Genomic DNA, 23,514 nt, shown 5'->3' with positions numbered 1-23,514 from the left:
GAATTTATTGATGTCAGTTATAAAAAAGGGCCACCGGTCGGCAGCCCTTTTTTATCTATGATAGTGATTACTCAACCGTAACCGATTTTGCCAGGTTACGCGGCTGGTCAACGTCGGTGCCTTTGATCAGCGCGACATGGTAAGCCAGCAGCTGCAGCGGAACGGTGTAGAAGATCGGTGCAATCACCTCTTCCACATGCGGCATCTCGATGATGTGCATGTTATCGCTACTTACAAAACCCGCATCCTGATCGGCGAAGACATACAACTGACCGCCACGCGCGCGAACTTCTTCAATGTTGGATTTCAGTTTTTCCAACAGTTCGTTGTTCGGTGCAACGACGATAACCGGCATATCCGCGTCAATCAGCGCCAGCGGGCCGTGTTTCAGCTCGCCTGCAGCGTAGGCTTCAGCGTGAATGTAAGAGATCTCTTTCAGTTTCAATGCGCCTTCCAGCGCGATTGGGTACTGATCGCCACGGCCCAGGAACAGCGCGTGATGTTTGTCAGAGAAATCTTCTGCCAGAGCTTCAATGCGTTTGTCCTGAGACAGCATCTGCTCAATACGGCTCGGCAGCGCCTGCAGACCATGCACGATGTCATGTTCAATGGAGGCATCCAGACCTTTCAGGCGAGACAGCTTCGCCACCAGCATCAACAGCACAGTTAACTGAGTGGTGAATGCTTTAGTGGATGCCACGCCGATTTCCGTACCCGCGTTGGTCATCAGCGCCAGATCGGATTCGCGCACCAGAGAAGAACCCGGAACGTTACAGATTGCCAGCGAACCAAGGTAACCCAGCTCTTTCGACAGACGCAGGCCCGCCAGGGTATCCGCGGTTTCGCCAGACTGTGACAAGGTTATCATCAGGCTGTTACGACGCACGGCAGATTTGCGATAGCGGAATTCAGAGGCGATTTCGACGTCGCACGGAATACCTGCCAGCGATTCAAACCAGTAACGGGAAACCATACCGGAGTTATAAGAAGTACCACAGGCGAGGATCTGAATATGCTCAACCTTCGACAGCAGTTCGTCGGCGTTCGGTCCCAGCTCGCTTAAATCAACCTGACCGTGGCTGATGCGCCCGGTAAGGGTGTTTTTTATCGCGTTCGGCTGTTCGTAGATCTCTTTCTGCATGTAGTGACGGTAAATACCTTTATCGCCCGCGTCATATTGCAGATTGGATTCGATATCCTGACGTTTTACTTCCGCGCCAGTTTTATCGAAGATGTTTACCGAACGGCGAGTAATTTCCGCAATATCGCCCTCTTCAAGGAAGATAAAGCGACGGGTCACCGGCAACAGCGCCAGCTGGTCAGAAGCGATAAAGTTTTCGCCCATACCCAGGCCAATCACCAGCGGACTACCAGAACGTGCCGCCAGCAGGGTATCCGGGTGACGGGAGTCCATGATCACTGTACCGTACGCACCACGCAGTTGCGGGATAGCACGCAGAACAGCCTCACGCAGAGTACCGCCCTGTTTCAGCTCCCAGTTCACCAGATGGGCAATTACTTCGGTGTCTGTTTCAGAAACGAAGGTATAGCCACGCGCTTTTAACTCTTCGCGCAGCGGTTCATGGTTTTCGATGATGCCGTTATGCACCACCACAATGTGTTCAGAAACATGCGGATGCGCATTCACTTCTGAAGGTTCACCGTGGGTCGCCCAGCGAGTATGAGCAATACCCGTACCGCCATGCAGAGGATGTTCTTCCGCTGCCTGAGCCAGCATCTGGACTTTACCGAGGCGACGCAGGCGGGTCATATGACCTTCCGCATCAACAACGGCCAGACCGGCAGAGTCATATCCGCGGTATTCCAGACGACGTAAACCTTCAAGAAGGATTTCTGCTACATCACGTTGCGCGATCGCGCCAACAATTCCACACATAGTTTTTGATTCCGATTTATATCGTTGTCGGTCAACCTGTATGCCCGTTTTTTCGGGCGCCCCGAGCCTTGTAGAGAGTGGGGTTATTTTTATAGTTACTGCTTGTGGGAGGGAGATTATGTTATCTCCTCATCCCATGTGACCGGATTACCCGGCCAGAATCACTTTTTCTTTACCGGACGACGCCAGCCTTCTTTCTGAGTCTGCGGCACACGGCTGATAGCTAATGCATTTTCGCCGACATTACGCGTCACAGTTGTACCCGCAGCAATGGTCGCGCCTTTGCCTACTGTTACCGGGGCCACCAGCTGAGTGTCGGAACCGACAAACACATCGTCGCCGATAATGGTCTTAAATTTATTCGCACCATCGTAGTTGCAGGTAATGGTTCCCGCGCCGATGTTAACGTTATCGCCAATTTCCGCATCGCCCAGGTAAGTCAGATGACCAGCTTTCGAGCCTTTACCCAGACGCGCTTTTTTCATCTCAACAAAGTTACCGACGTGTGCACCTTCCAGCAACTCAGCACCAGGACGCAGTCGGGCAAACGGGCCAATAGTACAGGCCGCTGCCAGATTCGCGTCTTCCACAACGGTATACGGACTGATTTCGCAATCATCGCCAATCACGCTGTTTTTAATCACGCAACCGGTGCCGATTTTCACGCGATGACCGAGAGTCACGTTGCCCTCGATGATAACGTTAGTATCAATTTCAACATCGCGCCCGTGAGTAAGCGTACCGCGCAAATCAAAACGCGCCGGATCGCGCAGCATAACGCCTGCTAACAGCAGTTTTTCAGCCTGTTCGGACTGGTAAACGCGCTCCAGACGGGAGAGTTGCAGGCGGTTATTCACACCTTCTACTTCGCTTAAACGTTGCGGATGAACGGCGACGATTTCACGCCCTTCCTGATACGCCAGCGCAATAATGTCGGTGATGTAGTATTCGCCCTGAGCATTATTGTTGGTCAGCTTCGCCAGCCAGCGTTTCATATCTGCGCCGTTAGCGATCAGAATGCCGGTGTTGATCTCCTGAATCTGACGCTGCTCGTCGGTGGCATCTTTGTGCTCAACAATGCCGGTAACTTTGCCATTTTCACGGGTGATACGTCCATAACCGGTCGGATCATCCAGTTTCACCGTCAGCAGACCAATGCCACCCTGCGGTTTAGCATCACGCAGGCGCTGGAGTGTTTCGACAGAGATCAGCGGCACGTCGCCGTAGAGCATTAAAATGTCTTCATCATCGGCAAAGAAAGGTGCGGCCTGCTGCATTGCATGACCCGTACCCAGCTGCTCTGCCTGAAGCACCCAGTTAAGGTTGTCGTCTTTCAGCGCCTGTTTAAGCAGATCGCCGCCGTGACCGTACACCAGGTGAACGTGCGCTGCGCCTAATTCATTCGCAGCATCAATGACATGCTGAACCATCGCTTTCCCGGCAAGGGTATGCAGCACTTTCGGAAGATCGGAATACATGCGCGTGCCTTTGCCTGCGGCAAGGATCACTACGCTCATAGCATTATTCAACATACGCGTCCTGACTGTAATTTGAGAACGAATTTAAACCGCTTCACCTTGAAAAAACTACATTTTTTTCATCGTGAAATGGACAGAGGATAAATTGTTCAATAACGGATTATCCCCGCTGACGAAAGTGCCATTTTCGACCATCGTCACGCCTTTTGTCTGCAGAAAATTAAGGCAGTACCTTCATTTAAGCGTCAGGTGGATGTTTTTGCTCTTATTTCGATCAATGAATAAACGGGAAAACAGGGGTGTTTTATATCAGCAGGATCTATGTGAACGCTCTTCAGGACGGATCACGCGTAAAAAAAAGCCAGCCTGTTTCCAGACTGGCTTTTGTGCTTTTCAAGCCGGTGTTACATCGCTTTTTTGGTCAACTCGATAACGCGCAGCTGCGCGATCGCTTTGGCCAGTTCCGCAGACGCCTGAGCGTAATCTACGTCGCCGTGAGAGCTGCTAATGTGCTCTTCAGCCTTACGTTTCGCTTCCATGGCTCGCGCTTCGTCGAGATCCTGGCCGCGAATTGCGGTGTCGGCCAGAACGGTCACGTTGCCAGGCTGCACTTCAAGAATGCCGCCAGACAGATAGATAAACTCTTCGTGACCGTGCTGTTTCACGATGCGAATCATACCAGGCTTAATGGCGGTGAGCAGCGGTGCGTGGCCAGGGTAGATCCCCAGTTCACCTTCGCTACCCGTTACCTGGATTTTCTCGACCAGATCAGAGAACATTTGTTGCTCTGCGCTGACGACGTCCAGGTGGTAAGTCATTGCCATATCACCCTCCGATTAAGGCGTTAAAGTTTTTTGGCTTTTTCCACAGCTTCTTCGATGGAACCGACCATGTAGAACGCCTGCTCCGGCAGGTGATCGTATTCGCCTTCCATGATGCCTTTAAAGCCACGGATGGTGTCTTTCAGGGAGACGTATTTACCCGGAGAACCGGTGAATACTTCTGCCACGAAGAACGGCTGGGACAGGAAGCGCTGGATCTTACGAGCACGCGCTACCACCAGTTTGTCTTCTTCAGACAGTTCATCCATACCCAGGATGGCGATGATGTCTTTCAGTTCCTGATAACGTTGCAGGATGGACTGAACGCCACGCGCGGTGTCGTAGTGTTCCTGACCAACCACCAGCGGGTCCAGCTGACGGCTGGTGGAGTCCAGCGGGTCAACGGCCGGGTAGATACCCAGAGACGCGATCTGACGGCTCAGTACCACGGTTGCGTCAAGGTGCGCAAAGGTGGTTGCCGGAGACGGGTCAGTCAAGTCATCCGCAGGTACGTATACTGCCTGTACGGAGGTGATAGAACCAGTTTTGGTGGAGGTGATACGTTCCTGCAGAACGCCCATCTCTTCCGCCAGGGTCGGCTGATAACCTACCGCTGAAGGCATACGGCCCAGCAGTGCGGATACTTCCGTACCTGCCAGGGTGTAACGATAGATGTTGTCAACGAACAGCAGAACGTCACGACCTTCGTCACGGAATTTCTCAGCCATGGTCAGACCGGTCAGAGCAACGCGCAGACGGTTTCCCGGCGGCTCGTTCATCTGGCCATACACCAGGGATACTTTGTCGATAACGTTGGAGTCGGTCATTTCGTGGTAGAAGTCGTTACCCTCACGAGTACGTTCACCTACGCCCGCAAACACAGAGTAACCGGAGTGCTCGATCGCGATGTTACGAATGAGCTCCATCATGTTTACGGTTTTACCTACACCCGCACCACCGAACAGACCAACTTTACCGCCCTTAGCGAACGGACACATCAGGTCGATAACTTTGATACCGGTTTCCAGCAGTTCCTGAGAGTTTGACAGCTCTTCGTAGGAAGGTGCTGCGCGGTGAATCGCCCAACGCTCTTCTTCACCGATCTCGCCTTTCATGTCGACCGGTTCACCCAGTACGTTCATGATACGGCCCAGAGTCGCTTTACCTACCGGGACTTCGATCGGGTGTTCGAGGTCTTTTACATCCAGACCGCGACGCAGACCGTCGGAGGAACCCATTGCGATGGTACGCACGATACCGCCGCCGAGCTGCTGCTGAACTTCCAGCACCAGACGCTCATTACCATTTTGCACCTCAAGAGCATCGTACACGCGCGGTACGGCATCCTGAGGGAATTCGACGTCAACTACGGCGCCGATTACCTGGACAATCTTTCCAGTAGCCATCTTAAATCCTCTACGAAATAACCTGTTTAAACCGCGGCGGCCCCCGAGACGATCTCGGTGAGTTCCTGAGTAATGCTGGCCTGACGAGCTTTGTTGTATACCAACTGCAGCTCTTTAATCAGGCTGCCGCCATTGTCGGTCGCGGCTTTCATCGCCACCATACGGGCGGCCTGCTCGCTGGCCAGGTTTTCAACCACGCCCTGATAAACCTGAGATTCGACATAACGACGCAGCAGGGTATCCAGCAACGCCTTCGGATCGGGTTCGTACAGGTAATCCCAGGATTTATGTTTCAGATCATCATCATCTGATGCCGGTAACGGCAGCAGCTGGCTGATGGTCGGAACCTGAGACATGGTGTTAATAAATTTGTTGCTGACAATGTAAAGCTTGTCCAGACGGCCTTCGTCGTAGGCCTGCAACATCACTTTTACCGGACCGATCAGTTCGGACAGGGAAGGGTTATCCCCCATGCCGGTGACCTGGGCAACAACATTGCCGCCCACGGAGTTGAAGAACGACACGCCTTTCGAGCCGATCATTGCGAGGTCGCATTGAACGCCTTTGTCGGTCCAGGTCTTCATTTCCGCCAGCAGTTTTTTGAACAGGTTAATGTTCAAACCACCGCACAAACCACGGTCGGTCGACACCACCAGGTAGCCCACGCGTTTAACGTCGCGGTCTTCCAGGTAAGGGTGCTTATATTCCAGATTACCGTGTGCAAGGTGACCAATCACTTTGCGCATGGTTTCTGCATAAGGACGGCTGGCCGCCATGCGATCCTGCGATTTACGCATTTTGGAAGCGGCGACCATCTCCATCGCTTTAGTGATCTTTTGCGTGTTCTGGACGCTTGCGATCTTACTACGTATCTCTTTTGCGCCGGCCATGAGCTTCTCCTCAATGCCTTGCGGCCTGCCCTAAGGCAAGCCGCCAGACGTTACCAGGATTGGGTTGCTTTGAAGGAATCGAGGATGCCTTTCAGCTTGCCTTCGATTTCGTCGTTGTAGCCACCGGTCTGGTTGATCTCTTGCATCAACGGAGCGTGATCACGGTCGACGTAAGCCAGCAGAGCGGCTTCGAAGCTGCCAATTTTCGACAGTTCAACATCCGCCAGGTAACCACGTTCTGCTGCGAACAGAACCAGAGACTGCTGCGCAACGGACATCGGCGCATACTGTTTCTGTTTCAGCAGTTCGGTCACTTTCTGACCGTGGTCAAGCTGCTTACGTGTTGCATCGTCAAGGTCGGATGCAAACTGAGAGAACGCTGCCAGTTCACGATACTGTGCCAGAGCGGTACGGATACCACCGGACAGTTTTTTCATGATCTTGGTCTGTGCTGCACCACCAACACGGGATACGGAAATACCCGGGTTAACCGCAGGACGAATACCGGCGTTGAACAGGTTGGTTTCCAGGAAGATCTGACCATCGGTAATGGAGATTACGTTGGTCGGAACGAACGCAGAAACGTCACCCGCCTGAGTTTCGATAATCGGCAGTGCGGTCAGAGAACCGGTTTTCCCTTTCACTTCACCTTTGGTGAAGGCTTCAACGTATTCGGCGTTAACACGTGCAGCACGCTCCAGCAGACGAGAGTGGAGGTAGAAAACGTCGCCCGGGAATGCTTCACGTCCTGGCGGACGACGGAGCAGCAGGGAGATCTGACGGTAAGCAACAGCCTGTTTAGACAGGTCATCGTAAATGATCAGCGCATCTTCACCGCGGTCACGGAAGTATTCGCCCATTGCGCAACCGGCATACGGTGCCAGGTATTGCAGTGCAGCGGATTCAGACGCGGTTGCTACCACAACGATGGTGTTAGCCAGTGCGCCGTGCTCTTCCAGTTTACGTACCACGTTAGAAATGGTGGACGCTTTCTGGCCGATAGCGACATAGATACATTTGATACCGGAATCGCGCTGGTTGATGATGGCATCGATAGCCAGTGCGGTTTTACCTGTCTGACGGTCACCGATGATCAATTCACGCTGACCACGACCGATTGGGATCATGGAGTCAACGGCTTTATAACCGGTCTGTACCGGCTGATCTACGGACTGACGTTCGATAACGCCCGGAGCGATTGCTTCTACAGCAGAGAAGCCGTCGTGATCCAGCGGACCTTTACCGTCGATTGGTGCACCCAGAGTGTTAACCACACGGCCCAGCAGGCCACGGCCAACCGGAACTTCCAGGATACGGCCAGTACACTTAACTTTCATGCCTTCGGCAAGGTCAGCGTACGGACCCATAACAACCGCACCTACAGAGTCGCGCTCGAGGTTCAGTGCGATAGCGTAACGGTTACCCGGCAGGGAGATCATTTCACCCTGCATACAATCGGCCAGGCCGTGAATGCGGATAACACCGTCACTTACAGAAACAATAGTACCTTCGTTGTGAGCTTCACTCACAACATTGAACTGAGCAATGCGCTGCTTGATCAGTTCGCTGATTTCGGTGGAATTCAGTTGCATGCTCCAGTCCCCTTAAGACTGCAAGACGTCTGCAAGGCGCTCAAGACGACCGCGTACGCTGCCATCAATGACCATATCACCCGCTCGGATGATAACGCCTGCCATTACAGACTTATCGATTTTGCAATTCAGCTTAACTTTGCGTGACAGACGTTTTTCCATCGCAGCAGAAATTTTCGCGAGCTGTTGTTCACTCAGTGCGGCAGCGGAAATGACGTCTACCTCAGCGGTAGCCTCACTCACGGCACGAAGGTGAATAAACTGCTCCAGAACATCCGGGAGCGCGTTAAGACGACCATTTTCAGCCATTACCCGAATCAGGTTCTGACCGTTTTCGTCCAGTTGCTCACCACAAACTGCGATAAACGACTCGGCGAGCGTTTCTGGCGCAAGCGCGCCAGAGAGAAGCTCTGCCATTTGTTCGTTTTTGGTTACCTCGGCGGCAAACGCCAGCATGTCCTGCCAGCGTTCTACACTTTGGTGTTCGACGGCAAAGTCAAAAGCTGCTTTGGCGTAGGGGCGAGCTACCGTAATAAATTCAGACATCAGCCCCTCCCTCCTTACAGTTCAGCGACAAGTTTATCCACGATGTCGCTGTTAGCAGCTTCATCCACGGAACGTTCGATGATCTTCTCGGCGCCAGCAACAGCCAGGATAGCAACTTGCTTACGCAGCTCTTCACGGGCACGTTTACGCTCGGCTTCAATTTCTGCCTGCGCCTGGGCCACGATTTTAGTACGTTCCTGTTCTGCCTCAGCTTTCGCTTCGTCCAGAATCTGCGAGCGGCGTTTGTTCGCCTGCTCGATGATTACCTGGGCTTCCGCTTTCGCTTTTTTCAGCTGGTCGGTCGCGCTGGCCTTTGCAAGGTCAAGGTCCTTATGTGCTCGTTCTGCGGAAGCAAGGCCGTCAGCAATTTCTTTTTGACGTTTTTCGATGGCTGCCATTAATGGCGGCCATACGTACTTCATGCAGAACAGAACGAACAGGACAAACGCGATGGCCTGGCCGAGGATTGTTGCGTTAAGATTCACAGCACAATGCCTCTATTTAGTTAACGTTCTGATATTGCTCTTTAAATAAAAGCAACGCTTACTACGCGACAGCGAACATCACGTACAGACCCAGACCTACAGCGATCATCGGGATAGCATCCACCAGACCCATAACGATAAAGAACTGAGTACGCAGCAGAGGAATCAGATCAGGTTGACGCGCTGCGCCTTCCAGGAATTTACCCCCGAGGATGCCGATACCGATCGCAGCACCGATTGCCGCCAGACCCATCATCACAGCGGCAGCCATGTACAGCAGATCCATATTCAGGTTTTCCATGACAGTCTCCAGTTTGTTTCAGTTAAAACGTAGTAGTGTTGGTAAATTAATGTTCTTCAGACGCCATCGACAGATAGACGATCGTCAGAACCATGAAGATGAAGGCTTGCAGCGTAATGATCAGGATGTGGAAAATGGCCCACGGCACATTCAGGATCCACTGTGACCACCACGGCAACAGACCAGCAATCAGAATGAAAATCAGCTCACCGGCATACATGTTACCGAACAGTCGCAAACCAAGTGAAACTGGTTTGGACAGCAGGCTTACCCCTTCAAGGATTAAGTTGACAGGAATGAACGCCCAGTGATTGAACGGCTGCAGCGTCAACTCTTTCGTGAAGCCGCCGATGCCTTTCATTTTGATGCTGTAGAACAGAATCAGGATAAATACGCCCAATGCCATAGACAGCGTTACGTTCACGTCCGCAGACGGAACCACACGCAGTGCAGGCAGACCCAGTACATGTTCAGCAATGTACGGCAGCAGGTCGATAGGCAGTAAATCCATCAGGTTCATCAGGAATACCCAGACGAAGATCGTCAGGGCCAGCGGAGCAATCAGCTTGCTTTTGCCATGGTACATGTCTTTCACGCTACCATTAACAAAGCCGATCACCAGCTCAATCGCGGTCTGAAACTTACCTGGCACACCGCTGGTCGCCTTTTTGGCTACGCTACGGAATAAAACCAGGAACAACAGACCCAGCACCACCGAGAAGAACATGGAGTCAATATTGATTGTCCAGAAGGTGGCTGGGGGGTTTTGTGGATCCACCAGCGAGAATGTACGCAGGTCCAGCTGAAGGTTATTCAGGTGGTGTCCTATGTAATCCTGCGGCGTCATATTTTCTGAAGCCATGATGCCTTTTACCCTTTGTTGTTAATTACAGCCGGTGCCAGTATCTGAACCACCAGCACCAAAACCCACGTAACGATCAGCGGCAAGAATACCGCCTTTAAAACCGCCAACGCCACCACCAGTAACACCAACATCGCCAGAACTTTGAAAGCTTCGCCAAATGCGAATGTCCAGGCCACCCGGCCTTTCGCTGGTGTATGCGCCTGGTGACGCCAGGCAAATATCATAAACAAAACGTTAGGCAGAAAGACTGCCAGGCCCCCGCTTATTGCAGAGACGCCCCAGAAGGGGTCTTTGAGGCTGAACAGCAATCCACTTGCTATCACCACCAGTAACTGAACGAGCAGAAGCTTCCGAGCAACGTTTCGACTCACGAGCGACACAGACATCACGTTTTTCACTCCTGCTCCCTTCGAGGTATGCCGCGTGTCGTATAAAACTTTCTTTAAGGCTTAGAGTCAAGCATCAAAAAGCGGTCAAATTATACGGTGCGCCCCCGTGATTTCAAACAATAAGTAGCCAAAAGGTGAATAAATGTTTAAATATTTTTCCAGTGCATACAATTGCGACTTTTCTGCTAACCCTGTTCGATCATGAAAAACTGTAAATAACGCGTAAACACTGGTGATAAAGCGTGCTTCAGATCACATATTGCGCATGTTCGCGCACAGCATATTTATTTACTTGGCAAATGATGCCTTTGCAAGTTTATGATATTTAAGTCTAAAAACAGATACTGTTTTAATAAATGACATTTACACAACAAAAACCACCCATTGACATTTTTAATAATGTTTTAACAGCCAATGATGATTCTTAGCGCCGATTTTTAGCAGACTGATATTTTCACTAATGACTTATTTTCTGCTTACCAAAAAAAGCCACGTTATCTTGTTGATGCAAAAGAGTGAACGTGGCGTTAAATGTAACCAGTTATATCAGTAGAAAACCTGGTTGTTGTTAACAGTCTAACCGGTCAATTTTTTATGATTTTTTTGATAAAAATTAAATTTTATTTGCTTTAATCACCACCAGATGGCGTTCGCCATCCAGGGCAGGAACCTGAAGTTTAACCACTGATTCAACCTGATATTCTTCGGGCAACAAAGCGATTTCATCTTCCGGCATTTGCCCTTTCAGCGCGTAGAAACGGCCTTGCTCACCAGGAAGATGGTGACACCAGCTCACCATATCGTTCAGAGAGGCAAAAGCGCGGCTAATTACGCCATCAAATGGCGGCTCTGAAGGAAACTCTTCTACCCTGCTCTGTACTGGCTCAATATTCTCCAGTTTAAGCTCATGTTGCACCTGACGAAGGAAACGCACGCGTTTACCAAGGCTATCCAACAGAGTGAAATGGGCTTCAGGACGCACGATAGAGAGTGGAATGCCAGGCAGTCCAGGACCGGTGCCGACATCGATAAACCGTTCACCTTGCAGATACGGTGCCACCACAATGCTATCGAGAATATGGCGTACCAGCATCTCATTAGGATCGCGGACCGAAGTCAGGTTGTACGCTTTGTTCCATTTATGCAGCATATTCACGTAGGCAATAAGCTGGTTTTTCTGGTGATCGGTAAGCGAAATACCTGCGTCTTTCAGCAGTAAGGAGAGTTTGTTGAGCACGGTGATTACCTGTTCTTGATGCGTTGCCTGGTAAGCGGGTGCTTACCAGGCATTTTTAATGCGTTATGCGCTACGACGCAGCATACCCTGTTTTTTCAGCCACACCAGCAGAATGGAGATGGCCGCAGGCGTGACGCCAGAAATACGTGAAGCCTGGCCGATAGAGGCCGGTTTGTGATCGTTAAGTTTGGCGATCACTTCGTTAGAAAGACCGGATACCTGGCGGTAATCCAGTGTCGCTGGTAGCAGGGTGTTCTCGTTACGCAGCTGCTTTTCGATCTCATCTTGCTGGCGCGCGATATAACCTTCGTATTTAACCTGAATCTCAACCTGTTCCGCCGCCTGTTCGTCTGTCAACGCAGGGGCAAACGGCGTCAGCGTGGTTAATTTTTCATAAGTCATTTCCGGACGACGCAGCAGATCTTCACCACTGGCTTCACGGGAAAGCGGCGCAGTCAGGTGAGCATTCACTTCGGCTGCAGCTTCCGCCGACGGGGTTACCCAGGTCGATTTCAGACGCTGACGCTCACGCTCGATATTCTCAAGTTTCTCGTTAAAGCGCGCCCAACGTTCGTCATCCACCAGGCCCAGTTCACGACCGATTTCAGTCAAACGCAGATCCGCATTATCTTCGCGCAGCATCAGACGATATTCTGCGCGCGAAGTAAACATACGATACGGTTCTTTGGTTCCTAAAGTGCACAGGTCATCAACCAGTACGCCGAGATAGGCCTGAGAACGCGCCGGAGCCCAACCTTCTTTGTCAGCAGACAGACGGGCAGCGTTAAGACCGGCCAGCAAACCTTGCGCAGCGGCTTCTTCGTAACCGGTAGTGCCGTTAATCTGACCAGCAAAGAACAGCCCCTGGATAAACTTGCTCTCCAGCGTCGGTTTCAGGTCGCGAGGATCGAAGAAGTCATACTCAATGGCATAACCCGGACGCACGATCTTCGCGTTTTCCATCCCCTGCATAGAGCGGACGATTTGCATCTGCACATCGAACGGCAGGCTGGTGGAGATACCGTTCGGATAAATTTCGTTAGAAGTCAGCCCTTCCGGTTCAAGGAAGATCTGATGCTGATTTCTGTCGGCGAAGCGCATGACTTTGTCTTCGATCGACGGGCAGTAGCGTGGGCCGACACCTTCGATCACCCCTGCATACATTGGGCTACGATCGAGGTTACTGCGGATCACATCATGGGTTTTCTCGTTGGTATGAGTGATATAACACGGCACCTGCTGGGGATGCTGGGACGCATTGCCCATAAACGAGAATACCGGCATTGGGTTATCGCCATGCTGTTGCGCCAGCACACTAAAGTCGATAGTTCGAGCATCAATACGCGGTGGTGTCCCGGTTTTCAGACGACCAACGCGCAGCGGCAGTTCACGCAAACGGCGAGAAAGCGGAATGGACGGCGGATCACCAGCACGGCCACCGCTGTAATTATCCAGACCGATATGAATTTTACCGTCGAGGAACGTCCCAACGGTGAGCACGACGGCTTTGGCACGGAACTTCAGTCCCATTTGGGTAACAGCACCGACCACGCGATCGTTTTCGACAATAAGATCTTCAACCGCCTGCTGGAAGATCATCAGGTTCGGTTGGTTCTCCAGCGCCGTACGTACCGCCTGACGGTAGAGCACACGATCCGCCTGAGCTCGGGTAGCGCGAACCGCCGGTCCTTTGCTTGCGTTTAGTATCCTAAACTGGATACCCGCTTGATCGATCGCTTTCGCCATCAGACCGCCGAGTGCATCCACTTCTTTTACCAGATGTCCCTTCCCAATACCGCCGATCGCCGGGTTGCAGCTCATCTGCCCCAGAGTGTCGATATTGTGTGTCAAAAGCAGAGTCTGTTGACCCATACGCGCCGCGGCCATCGCGGCCTCGGTGCCTGCATGACCCCCGCCAATGATGATGACGTCAAAAGGATCCGGATAAAACATGGTGATTGCCTCGCATAACGCGGTATGAAAATGGATTGAAGCCCGGGCCGTGGATTCTACTCAACTTTGTCGGCTTGAGAAAGACCTGGGATCTTGGGTATTAAAAAGAAGATCTATTTATTTAGAGATCTGTTCTATTGTGATCTCTTATTAGGATCGCACTGCCCTGTGGATAACAAGGATCCGGCTTTTAAGATCAACAACCTGGAAAGGATCATTAACTGTGAATGATCGGTGATCCTGGACCGTATAAGCTGGGATCAGAATGAGGGGTTATACACAACTCAAAAACTGAACAACGGTTGTTCTTTGGATAACTACCGGTTGATCCAAGCTTCCTGACAGAGTTATCCACAGTAGATCGCACGATCTGTATACTTATTTGAGTAAATTAATCCACGATCCCAGCCATTCTTCTGCCGGATCTTCCGGAATGTCGTGATCAAGAATGTTGATCTTCAGTGTTTCGCCTGTCTGTTTTGCACCGGAATTTTTGAGTTCTGCCTCGAGTTTATCGATAGCCCCACAAAAGGTGTCATATTCACGACTGCCAATACCGATTGCGCCAAAGCGGACCGCAGAAAGATCGGGCTTCTGTTCCTGCAATGCTTCATAGAAAGGAGAAAGGTTGTCCGGAATATCTCCGGCACCGTGGGTGGAGCTGATAATCAGCCAGATCCCCGAGGCAGATAAATCTTCCAACAGCGGACCGTGCAGCGTTTCGGTGGTAAAACCCGCCTCTTCCAGCTTTTCAGCCAGGTGTTCTGCTACATATTCGGCACCGCCGAGGGTGCTGCCGCTGATAAGAGTGATATCTGCCATAAACCGCCACCTTTATTAAGAGTGGCGTATTGTACGCTGTGAACGCGTTGGGATCTACCTGTGGAAAAGTATGGGATTAAAAAAGCCGATTATGGCTTGATGGTACGCATGATCGGGTTTTGCAGGACGATCAATGTCTCGGTGGACTGAATTTCATCAATTGTTTGGATCTTGTTGATAAGTACATGCTGGAGAGCGTCGATCGAACGGCACATCACTTTTATAAAGATGCTGTAGTGGCCGGTTGTGTAATAGGCTTCAGTGACTTCATCAAGGCTTTCCAGCTTTGCCAGCGCGGAAGGGTAGTCTTTGGCGCTCTTTAATATAATGCCGATAAAGCAGCCTACGTCATAACCGAGCTGCTTCGGGCTGACATCAATACGCGCCCCGGTAATGATCCCCGCCTGCTTCATTTTCTCTACTCGAACGTGAATCGTCCCCGGACTGACGCCAAATTGTTTCGCCAGTTCGGCGTAAGCGGTGCGCGCATTGCCCATTAATGCTTCCAGGATGCCACGGTCCAGATTGTCGATCAGATAATTTTCCATAGGATTTTCTTATGCAGATTGATGATTCATTCTATTTTAGCCTTCTTTTTTAATGAATCAAAAGTGTGTTAGGCTTTTTATTGAATGATTATTGCATGTGTGTCGGTTTTTGTTGCTTAATCATAAGCAACAGGACGCAGGAGTATAAAAAATGAAAACCGCTTACATTGCCAAACAACGCCAAATTAGCTTCGTGAAATCTCACTTTTCTCGCCAACTGGAAGAACGTCTGGGGCTGATCGAAGTCCAGGCGCCGATTCTTAGCCGTGTGGGGGATGGCACGCAGGATAACTTGTCGGGCTGTGAAAAAGCGGTGCAGGTAAAAGTGAAAGCTCTGCCTGATGCCCAGTTCGAAGTGGTTCATTCACTGGCGAAGTGGAAACGTCAGACCTTAGGGCAACACGACTTCAGCGCGGGCGAAGGGCTGTACACGCACATGAAAGCCCTTCGCCCCGATGAAGAGCGTCTTTCTCCGTTGCACTCGGTCTATGTTGACCAGTGGGACTGGGAACGCGTAATGGGCGACGGTGAGCGTCAATTCTCGACTCTGAAAAGCACGGTAGAGGCGATCTGGGCGGGAATTAAAGCAACCGAAGCTGCAGTTAGCGAAGAGTTTGGTTTGGCACCGTTCCTGCCGGATCAGATCCACTTCGTACACAGCCAGGAGTTACTGTCTCGTTATCCGGATCTCGATGCCAAAGGGCGTGAGCGGGCGATTGCGAAAGATCTTGGCGCGGTATTCCTCGTCGGGATTGGCGGCAAGCTGAGTGATGGTCATCGTCACGACGTGCGCGCACCGGATTATGATGACTGGAGCACCCCGTCAGAGCTGGGCCATGCGGGTCTGAACGGCGATATTCTGGTATGGAACCCTGTACTGGAAGATGCGTTTGAGCTTTCTTCCATGGGGATCCGCGTGGATGCCGACACGTTGAAGCATCAGTTGGCGCTGACCGGTGATGAAGATCGTCTGCAGCTGGAATGGCATCAGGCGCTGCTGCGCGGTGAAATGCCGCAGACCATCGGCGGCGGTATCGGCCAGTCTCGTTTGACCATGCTGCTGCTGCAACTGCCGCATATCGGCCAGGTTCAGTGTGGTGTATGGCCAGCTGCTGTTCGCGAGAACGTCCCTTCTCTGCTGTAATAATTTATCGCCGCCAGCGTCTGAGCAGGCGGCTTCGCATCCCGGTATCAAAGCGCCAGATATGATCGAAAATGCGCATGATGCCGGGTTTGCCGTGTGCCGACATCGCCACGGCATGAAAGCGATGCTGATGTACCCGCTGCAGCTCTTTCACTTTACTCGTCACGTCGTCAGGCAACCGCTGAGCGATAAAATCAGAAATCACCACCGCGTCGGCATCAAACCATTCCCTGCTTTGCAAGCGTTCCATAATGGCGCGAAAACAACTGGCAAGATCGGTGCCGCCACGAAACTGCTGGCTTAAAAAACGGATTGCTTGTTCGATGCCTTGTGGGCCTGAAAGCTCATAACGGACGATCTCGGTGGAAAATAGCATAATATAGCAGCGCCGGTTTTCAGCGAGAGCAATGCGCATCAAGGCCAGGCAGAACGCTTTCGCACACTGTTCATTAAAGCCGCCCATTGAGCCGGAAGTATCCACACAGACAATAAACGGCCCGCGCGGCTGTTCATCGTAATCTTTATGTACCACCGGACGTTCGATCACTTTTTCACGCCACGACTCACCGTGCAGGCGATAGGTGAGCAACTGTTTTTCCACCAGCCGACGGTAAAACTCATACTCCAGTTCCGTTATCCCTAGTGTCGCCAGTTCTGGCGGCAGGAGACGTAAAATATCATCGCTTTGTTGCAGACCATCAACCTGCTCAGGAACAGTTGCCGGTTCGCGCACCATGGTGCGGAAGGCTTCCATCTGCGCATCGTTACGCGGTATTGATTTGGCTTCCCGGGAACGCCCCAGCTGTTCTGCCAGGCGTTTCAGTTCCGGCTGTTCGTTAAGAAATTCACCGTATTTCACAATCAACTGATAGTCGCCACGTTTAAGCTGACCGGCGCTCATATCCCACAGACGACCAGCTGCGGTATTGTTATCTGCGAGAATCGGTTCAAGTTGTCCGCTCAGCGTCATGCGTTCCTGAACTTCACTTAACAGTTGTTCGCGTTCTTCTTCTAATAGCTGTTGATTTAACGTCGTTGCTTGCACGATCAGACTTAAACGCCAACGCTGGAGGAAAAGCGTATGTAACGCTGAAGTGATCGTGCTGTTAGCATCAACCAACTGTCGGGCTTGTTCTGCCCATGGGGAATTCAGACGATGCAGTAAGTCCAGGATCTGTGGTAGCTGCACAATAAACTGCGGCGTGGAGAGGAGCTGGCTTTGCTGATAGCACATCACCTCTTCGGTGAGTTCCGGCGGGACTCGGGCATCTTTCAGCCGACTGCGCAGCGCCTCACGCCAGCGGGGAACATCATCAGTGATTGCCGCCTTCAGTCGTGGGAATTTTTCAAAGAAGACTGCCAGCTGCGGTGAGGCCAGCAGCGCGATGATCATCTCTTCGATCAATCCCTCTTCGCTGACGGCCAGCATCACATTAAGCGTATCCAGCGTTAGCATTGTTGTGCCTGGCGAATCTGTGCGCCGACATCCTGTAGGCTGGCTTCAATGCGACCTAACCAGTCGCCAGGGATAAACAGACATTTTTGCTGTTCGCTGAATAAAGCGTGTTGCTTGCGCCAGTCACTTTCAAGCTCTTCCAGTTGTTGTTTTATTTCACCTGGCAGACCTTCAGCCGATGAACCGGGAAGTGCCAGCGTACTGCCTTGTAAACTTACATCGCGTACAACAAGATGTTGGGCGCTATCCACTTCCAGATTCAATTTCTGGGCAAAGCCGATACCGTTCAGTTTGCCGCGAATTTCACCACCTTTACTCAGCCACTGTTCCAGCGCGTTACGCTCAAAGGAGATATGAACCACTTCCATATCATGCAATTTTAACGGTTTTTGCAGCAGCAGAGTCAGAGTGGAAGCAGTAACGTTAACAGGAAGTTGATACTGCTGACGACGGCTGAAAATGCCGCCCAGACGAATTACCGTTAAGGCTGTTTTATCGCTTTGTTGCTGCTGGAGTTGCAGGTGACGTTGCACAATCGCGCCAAGGCGAGTCAACATCCCTTGCTGTTGCCAGGCGTGACCGGTCATCAATACATCAATTTGTTGTTGTATCAAATTCAGGCTTTGCGCGTCATACCACAGGCAATCTTTCAGCAAAATGAGATCTACCGGGGCAACAGCACTGCGACCGCTAAAAAAGGCGCTGGCCTGCAATAATCGGATCGCTTTTTTCCAGCGACGATCCGAGACATAAGGCGCATCCGGTAATTTATCCAGTTGCTGGCGCAGCATAAAAATCAGCTCAAATACATGATCGGGCAGCGTAATTTCACCAATCTCTTTCTGCCAACGTTCATATTCTTCATCTGTGACCTGCAAGGCATCAGGAACCGGATTGTCGTTTTCATCCTGTTGACTGGTCAGCATGGAGCGGAAATTCGCTTTATCCTGCACTTTATCTAACCACAGACGAATCAGCATGCGGTCATATAACGCTTCCAGACTGCTGTCTGCTTCCGGCAGCTCGTTGGAGGCCGCCACCAGCAGACGCATCGGGATTTTTTCTACGTGTGCACCGTTGCGGAACTGGCGCTCGTTAATGGCGGTGAGCAAGGTATTAAGAATTGCCGGGCCCGCTTTCCAGATCTCATCCAGAAAGACAATTTCTGCTTCCGGCAGGTAACCGCTGGTTAAACGTTCATAGCGCCCTTCATCTTTTAGCGCCTGAATAGAAAGGGGACCAAAAACTTCTTCCGGCGTGGAGAAGCGGGTCATCAGATATTCAAACGCGCGGGCATTCTGAAAGGCGAATTTTAAGCGCCGGGCGATCAAACTTTTGGCAATACCTGGCGGGCCAAGGAGGAACACACTTTCACCACTTAATGCCGCTAATAAACACAAGCGGATGGCGTGGCTACGTTCATAAAGCCCCTTTTCCAACGAACTGCTCAGGCGGGAAATTCTTTCCGCTAATAAATGAGGGTGAGCCATAATGAAGTGGCGTCCTTTCGTCAAAAGTTCTGCGTAAATTGCGAGTATAGACGTTTCTTGCTGGTGGCTAAAATAGTCTCAAAGGGGGGGTATTTTTCTTTGAGCCAGGTTAATGTGGCCGCATTTAGGAGTACGATTTTGCCGTTAATCGTGCATACTGTGCGCTTTTTTGTGGGCCAAGGGACTAAGCACACATTTCATATTTCAACGAAAGACTAGTCTATGAGCACTGATAATAAGCAATCATTGCCCGCGATTACCCTCGCGGCGATTGGAGTTGTCTACGGCGATATTGGTACCAGCCCGTTATATACACTTCGTGAATGTTTGTCCGGCCAGTTTGGTTTTGGCGTTGAACGCGATGCCGTGTTTGGCTTTTTATCGCTGATCTTCTGGCTGCTAATCTTTGTGGTTTCCATTAAATATCTCACCTTCGTGATGCGGGCAGATAACGCCGGTGAGGGGGGGATCCTGACGTTGATGTCGCTTGCCGGGCGTAATACGTCGGCGCGAACCACATCAATGCTGGTGATTATGGGGCTAATCGGCGGCAGCTTTTTCTATGGTGAAGTCGTCATAACACCCGCTATTTCGGTGATGTCAGCCATTGAAGGTCTGGAAATCGTCGCCCCGCAGCTGGATACCTGGATAGTTCCCCTCTCAATTATCGTTCTCACTTTATTATTTATGATTCAAAAACATGGCACGGCTATGGTCGGTAAGCTGTTTGCGCCGATCATGCTGACCTGGTTTTTGATTCTGGCAGGACTGGGGTTACGTAGCATTATTGCTAACCCGGAAGTGCTGCATGCGCTGAATCCAATGTGGGCGGTGCATTTCTTCCTTGAATACAAAACGGTTTCTTTTATTGCATTAGGGGCAGTGGTGTTGTCGATTACGGGGGTCGAGGCGCTGTATGCTGATATGGGGCACTTTGGTAAGTTCCCTATTCGCCTGGCGTGGTTCACCGTCGTATTACCTTCCTTGACCCTTAATTACTTCGGTCAGGGAGCGCTGTTGTTAAAGAACCCGGAAGCGATTAAGAACCCGTTCTTCCTGTTGGCACCGGACTGGGCGCTGATCCCGCTGCTGATCATCGCCGCACTGGCGACGGTAATCGCCTCGCAGGCTGTCATCTCTGGCGTCTTCTCATTGACGCGTCAGGCGGTACGTCTGGGATATTTGTCGCCGATGCGCATTATTCACACCTCCGAAATGGAGTCAGGGCAAATCTATATTCCGTTTGTGAACTGGATGCTCTATGTCGCGGTCGTGATTGTGATTGTCAGCTTTGAGCACTCCAGCAACCTGGCGGCGGCGTACGGGATTGCGGTGACCGGAACCATGGTGCTGACGTCTATTCTCTCGACTACTGTGGCACGTCAGAACTGGCACTGGAATAAGTATTTTGTTGCGCTGATCCTGATTGCTTTCCTTTGTGTCGATATTCCATTGTTCACCGCTAACCTCGATAAACTGCTCTCCGGCGGCTGGTTGCCATTGAGCCTCGGTACTGTGATGTTTATCGTGATGACCACCTGGAAGAGCGAGCGTTTCCGCTTGCTGCGGCGGATGCATGAACATGGTAACTCTCTGGAAGCGATGATTGCTTCGCTGGAGAAATCACCGCCTGTTCGCGTGCCCGGGACCGCGGTGTATATGTCGCGTGCAATCAACGTCATTCCCTTTGCGCTGATGCATAACCTTAAACATAACAAGGTATTGCATGAGCGGGTGATTCTGTTAACTCTGCGCACCGAAGACGCGCCATATGTCCATAACGTCCGTCGGGTACAGATAGAACAACTGTCGCCCACTTTCTGGCGCGTGGTGGCAAGTTATGGTTGGCGAGAAACGCCAAACGTGGAAGAAGTTTTCCACCGCTGCGGTCTGGAAGGATTAAGTTGCCGGATGATGGAAACCTCCTTCTTTATGTCGCATGAGTCGTTGATCCTCGGCAAACGCCCGTGGTATTTGCGTCTGCGCGGCAAGCTGTACTTGCTGCTGCAACGTAATGCGCTGCGTGCACCAGATCAATTTGAAATTCCGCCAAACAGGGTTATCGAACTGGGTACTCAGGTCGAAATCTAACGCCAGACGCCTCCTTTCTCCATAAGGGGGCGTTTTTGTTTTCATGGTTAATCACCATGTAAAACGTTTCGAGGTTGATCACATTTCCGTAACGTCACGATGGTTTTCCCAACTCAGTCAGGATTAAACTGCGGGTCAGCGAAACGTTTCGCTGATGGAGAAAAAAATGAAAAAAGGCACCGTTCTTAATTCTGATATTTCATCGATGATCTCCCGTCTGGGACATACCGATACGCTGGTGGTGTGTGATGCTGGTTTACCCATCCCCAAAAGTACAACGCGTATCGATATGGCATTAACCCAGGGTGTACCTTCTTTTATGCAGGTGCTGGGCGTCGTCACAAATGAAATGCAGGTCGAGGCTGCCATTATCGCGGAAGAGATCAAACAACATAATCCGCAACTCCACGAAACGTTGCTCACTCACCTTGAGCAGCTGCAAAAACACCAGGGAAATACCATTGAAATTCGTTACACCACGCATGAACAATTCAAACAACAAACCGCAGAAAGTCAGGCGGTAATTCGCAGCGGAGAATGTTCTCCGTATGCGAATATCATTCTCTGTGCTGGCGTGACGTTCTGAGGCCGTCATGGAAGCATTACTTCAGCTTAAAGGCATCGATAAAGCCTTCCCGGGCGTAAAAGCCCTCTCGGGCGCAGCGTTAAATGTCTATCCGGGCCGCGTGATGGCGCTGGTGGGCGAAAACGGCGCGGGTAAATCCACCATGATGAAAGTGCTTACTGGTATCTATGCTCGCGATGCCGGCACGCTTTTATGGCTGGGGAAAGAAACGACATTTACCGGGCCGAAATCTTCCCAGGAAGCCGGGATTGGGATTATCCATCAGGAACTGAACCTGATCCCGCAGTTGACCATTGCCGAAAACATTTTCCTCGGTCGTGAGTTTGTTAATCGCTTTGGCAAAATTGACTGGAAAACCATGTATGCCGAAGCGGATAAATTGCTGGCTAAACTTAACCTGCGCTTTAAAAGCGACAAGCTGGTGGGCGATCTTTCCATCGGTGACCAGCAAATGGTTGAAATCGCCAAAGTGCTGAGCTTTGAGTCGAAAGTCATCATTATGGATGAACCGACCGATGCGCTGACCGATACCGAAACCGAATCCCTGTTCCGCGTCATACGCGAGCTGAAATCGCAAGGCCGCGGTATTGTCTATATCTCCCACCGCATGAAAGAAATCTTCGAGATTTGCGATGACGTTACCGTTTTTCGTGACGGGCAATTTATTGCTGAGCGCGAAGTGGCATCACTGACCGAAGATTCGCTGATTGAGATGATGGTGGGCCGCAAGCTAGAAGATCAATATCCACACCTGGACAAAGCGCCGGGAGATATCCGCCTGAAAGTCGATAATCTCTGCGGACCTGGCGTTAACGATGTCTCTTTTACTTTACGCAAAGGCGAAATTCTTGGCGTCTCTGGTTTGATGGGCGCAGGTCGTACCGAACTGATGAAAGTGCTCTACGGCGCACTACCGCGCACCAGCGGTTACGTCACCCTGGATGGGCATGAAGTCGTTACCCGTTCACCGCAGGATGGCCTGGCAAGCGGCATTGTGTATATCTCCGAAGACCGTAAACGTGACGGTTTAGTGTTGGGCATGTCAGTAAAAGAGAACATGTCGCTGACAGCGCTGCGCTACTTCAGCCGCGCTGGCGGCAGTTTGAAGCATGCCGATGAACAGCAGGCTGTGAGTGATTTCATTCGTCTGTTTAATGTGAAAACACCGTCGATGGAACAGGCAATTGGTCTGCTTTCCGGTGGCAATCAGCAAAAAGTGGCGATTGCCCGCGGTCTGATGACACGCCCCAAAGTGTTGATCCTTGATGAACCTACCCGTGGCGTAGATGTCGGCGCGAAAAAAGAGATCTATCAACTGATTAACCAGTTCAAAGCCGATGGCTTGAGCATCATTCTGGTGTCATCGGAGATGCCAGAAGTATTAGGCATGAGCGATCGCATCATCGTCATGCATGAAGGGCATCTCAGCGGGGAATTTACTCGTGAGCAGGCCACCCAGGAAGTGTTAATGGCTGCCGCTGTGGGCAAGCTTAATCGCGTGAATCAGGAGTAAAAAA

Annotated in this window: 21 protein-coding genes; 4 read left to right on the top strand and 17 right to left on the bottom strand. The window is 51.3% G+C overall.

Features of this window, described 5'->3' with window-relative positions; translation table 11 throughout:
• Positions 1-67: 67 nt before the first annotated feature.
• The 15 genes from glmS to asnC form a co-directional block, all read right to left on the bottom strand.
• Positions 68-1,897 (bottom strand): glutamine--fructose-6-phosphate transaminase (isomerizing), encoded by a 1,830-nt coding sequence (gene glmS / locus HGD79_RS15695; protein WP_000334099.1) that lies wholly within the window; start codon positions 1,895-1,897, stop codon positions 68-70.
• Between the two features lie 161 nt (positions 1,898-2,058).
• Positions 2,059-3,429, bottom strand: a complete 1,371-nt coding sequence (glmU, locus tag HGD79_RS15690) for a bifunctional UDP-N-acetylglucosamine diphosphorylase/glucosamine-1-phosphate N-acetyltransferase GlmU (RefSeq protein WP_000933736.1) — start codon at positions 3,427-3,429, stop codon at positions 2,059-2,061.
• Between the two features lie 350 nt (positions 3,430-3,779).
• Positions 3,780-4,199 (bottom strand): F0F1 ATP synthase subunit epsilon, encoded by a 420-nt coding sequence (locus HGD79_RS15685; RefSeq protein WP_168848435.1) that lies wholly within the window; start codon positions 4,197-4,199, stop codon positions 3,780-3,782.
• A 20-nt stretch (positions 4,200-4,219) separates the two neighbouring features.
• Positions 4,220-5,602 carry a F0F1 ATP synthase subunit beta gene (gene atpD / locus HGD79_RS15680; protein ID WP_000190506.1) on the bottom strand — a complete coding sequence of 461 codons (1,383 nt, stop codon included), beginning with the start codon at positions 5,600-5,602 and terminating at the stop codon, positions 4,220-4,222.
• 26 nt (positions 5,603-5,628) lie between these two features.
• The gene (atpG, locus tag HGD79_RS15675; protein WP_000896498.1) at positions 5,629-6,492 is read right to left on the bottom strand and encodes a F0F1 ATP synthase subunit gamma; all 864 of its coding nucleotides are present in this window, start codon (positions 6,490-6,492) and stop codon (positions 5,629-5,631) included.
• A gap of 50 nt (positions 6,493-6,542) precedes the next feature.
• Positions 6,543-8,084, bottom strand: a complete 1,542-nt coding sequence (gene atpA, locus HGD79_RS15670; RefSeq protein WP_001176745.1) for a F0F1 ATP synthase subunit alpha — start codon at positions 8,082-8,084, stop codon at positions 6,543-6,545.
• 12 nt (positions 8,085-8,096) lie between these two features.
• Positions 8,097-8,630: a F0F1 ATP synthase subunit delta gene (gene atpH, locus HGD79_RS15665; protein WP_001288587.1), complete on the bottom strand. Its 534-nt coding sequence runs from the start codon at positions 8,628-8,630 to the stop codon at positions 8,097-8,099.
• A gap of 14 nt (positions 8,631-8,644) precedes the next feature.
• Positions 8,645-9,115: a F0F1 ATP synthase subunit B gene (gene atpF / locus HGD79_RS15660; RefSeq protein WP_001052219.1), complete on the bottom strand. Its 471-nt coding sequence runs from the start codon at positions 9,113-9,115 to the stop codon at positions 8,645-8,647.
• Positions 9,116-9,176: 61 nt separating this feature from the next.
• The gene (gene atpE / locus HGD79_RS15655) at positions 9,177-9,416 is read right to left on the bottom strand and encodes a F0F1 ATP synthase subunit C (protein ID WP_000429386.1); all 240 of its coding nucleotides are present in this window, start codon (positions 9,414-9,416) and stop codon (positions 9,177-9,179) included.
• 46 nt (positions 9,417-9,462) lie between these two features.
• Positions 9,463-10,278 (bottom strand): F0F1 ATP synthase subunit A, encoded by an 816-nt coding sequence (gene atpB / locus HGD79_RS15650; protein WP_000135625.1) that lies wholly within the window; start codon positions 10,276-10,278, stop codon positions 9,463-9,465.
• 8 nt (positions 10,279-10,286) lie between these two features.
• Positions 10,287-10,667: a F0F1 ATP synthase subunit I gene (gene atpI / locus HGD79_RS15645; RefSeq protein WP_000116695.1), complete on the bottom strand. Its 381-nt coding sequence runs from the start codon at positions 10,665-10,667 to the stop codon at positions 10,287-10,289.
• Between the two features lie 616 nt (positions 10,668-11,283).
• A complete protein-coding gene (rsmG, locus tag HGD79_RS15640) occupies positions 11,284-11,907 on the bottom strand; it encodes a 16S rRNA (guanine(527)-N(7))-methyltransferase RsmG (protein ID WP_000932839.1) in 624 nt (207 codons plus the stop codon).
• A 63-nt stretch (positions 11,908-11,970) separates the two neighbouring features.
• Complete coding sequence (gene mnmG / locus HGD79_RS15635; RefSeq protein WP_000499788.1) at positions 11,971-13,860, bottom strand: tRNA uridine-5-carboxymethylaminomethyl(34) synthesis enzyme MnmG; 1,890 nt, start codon at positions 13,858-13,860, stop codon at positions 11,971-11,973.
• A 378-nt stretch (positions 13,861-14,238) separates the two neighbouring features.
• Positions 14,239-14,682 carry an FMN-binding protein MioC gene (gene mioC, locus HGD79_RS15630; protein ID WP_000763731.1) on the bottom strand — a complete coding sequence of 148 codons (444 nt, stop codon included), beginning with the start codon at positions 14,680-14,682 and terminating at the stop codon, positions 14,239-14,241.
• Positions 14,683-14,771: 89 nt separating this feature from the next.
• On the bottom strand, positions 14,772-15,230 hold the full coding sequence (asnC, locus tag HGD79_RS15625) for a transcriptional regulator AsnC (protein ID WP_000432970.1): 459 nt from the start codon (positions 15,228-15,230) through the stop codon (positions 14,772-14,774).
• Between the two features lie 151 nt (positions 15,231-15,381).
• Here asnC and asnA point away from each other — a divergent pair, with 151 nt between their 5' ends.
• Positions 15,382-16,374, top strand: a complete 993-nt coding sequence (gene asnA / locus HGD79_RS15620; protein WP_000845133.1) for an aspartate--ammonia ligase — start codon at positions 15,382-15,384, stop codon at positions 16,372-16,374.
• 4 nt (positions 16,375-16,378) lie between these two features.
• Here the strand turns inward: asnA and viaA are convergent, their stop codons facing one another.
• A complete protein-coding gene (gene viaA, locus HGD79_RS15615; RefSeq protein ID WP_000956630.1) occupies positions 16,379-17,830 on the bottom strand; it encodes an ATPase RavA stimulator ViaA in 1,452 nt (483 codons plus the stop codon).
• Positions 17,824-19,320, bottom strand: coding sequence for an ATPase RavA (gene ravA, locus HGD79_RS15610; RefSeq protein WP_001315921.1), 1,497 nt, complete (start codon positions 19,318-19,320; stop codon positions 17,824-17,826). Before ravA ends, viaA begins: the two co-directional genes overlap by 7 nt.
• A gap of 222 nt (positions 19,321-19,542) precedes the next feature.
• On the opposite strand from ravA, the gene kup reads away from it, so the two are divergent.
• The 3 genes from kup (at position 19,543) to rbsA (ending at position 23,510) form a co-directional block, all read left to right on the top strand.
• On the top strand, positions 19,543-21,411 hold the full coding sequence (gene kup / locus HGD79_RS15605) for a low affinity potassium transporter Kup (RefSeq protein ID WP_000102319.1): 1,869 nt from the start codon (positions 19,543-19,545) through the stop codon (positions 21,409-21,411).
• Between the two features lie 166 nt (positions 21,412-21,577).
• The gene (gene rbsD, locus HGD79_RS15600; RefSeq protein WP_001297694.1) at positions 21,578-21,997 is read left to right on the top strand and encodes a D-ribose pyranase; all 420 of its coding nucleotides are present in this window, start codon (positions 21,578-21,580) and stop codon (positions 21,995-21,997) included.
• A gap of 7 nt (positions 21,998-22,004) precedes the next feature.
• Positions 22,005-23,510, top strand: a complete 1,506-nt coding sequence (gene rbsA / locus HGD79_RS15595; protein ID WP_000387753.1) for a ribose ABC transporter ATP-binding protein RbsA — start codon at positions 22,005-22,007, stop codon at positions 23,508-23,510.
• Positions 23,511-23,514 lie beyond the last annotated feature (4 nt).

The sequence above is a fragment of the Escherichia sp. SCLE84 genome, assembly GCF_012584495.1.
Classification (GTDB): Bacteria; Pseudomonadota; Gammaproteobacteria; order Enterobacterales; family Enterobacteriaceae; genus ECMA0423.
The sequence above is the reverse complement of the archived record's forward strand: the minus strand, read 5'-3'. Positions and strand labels throughout refer to the sequence as shown.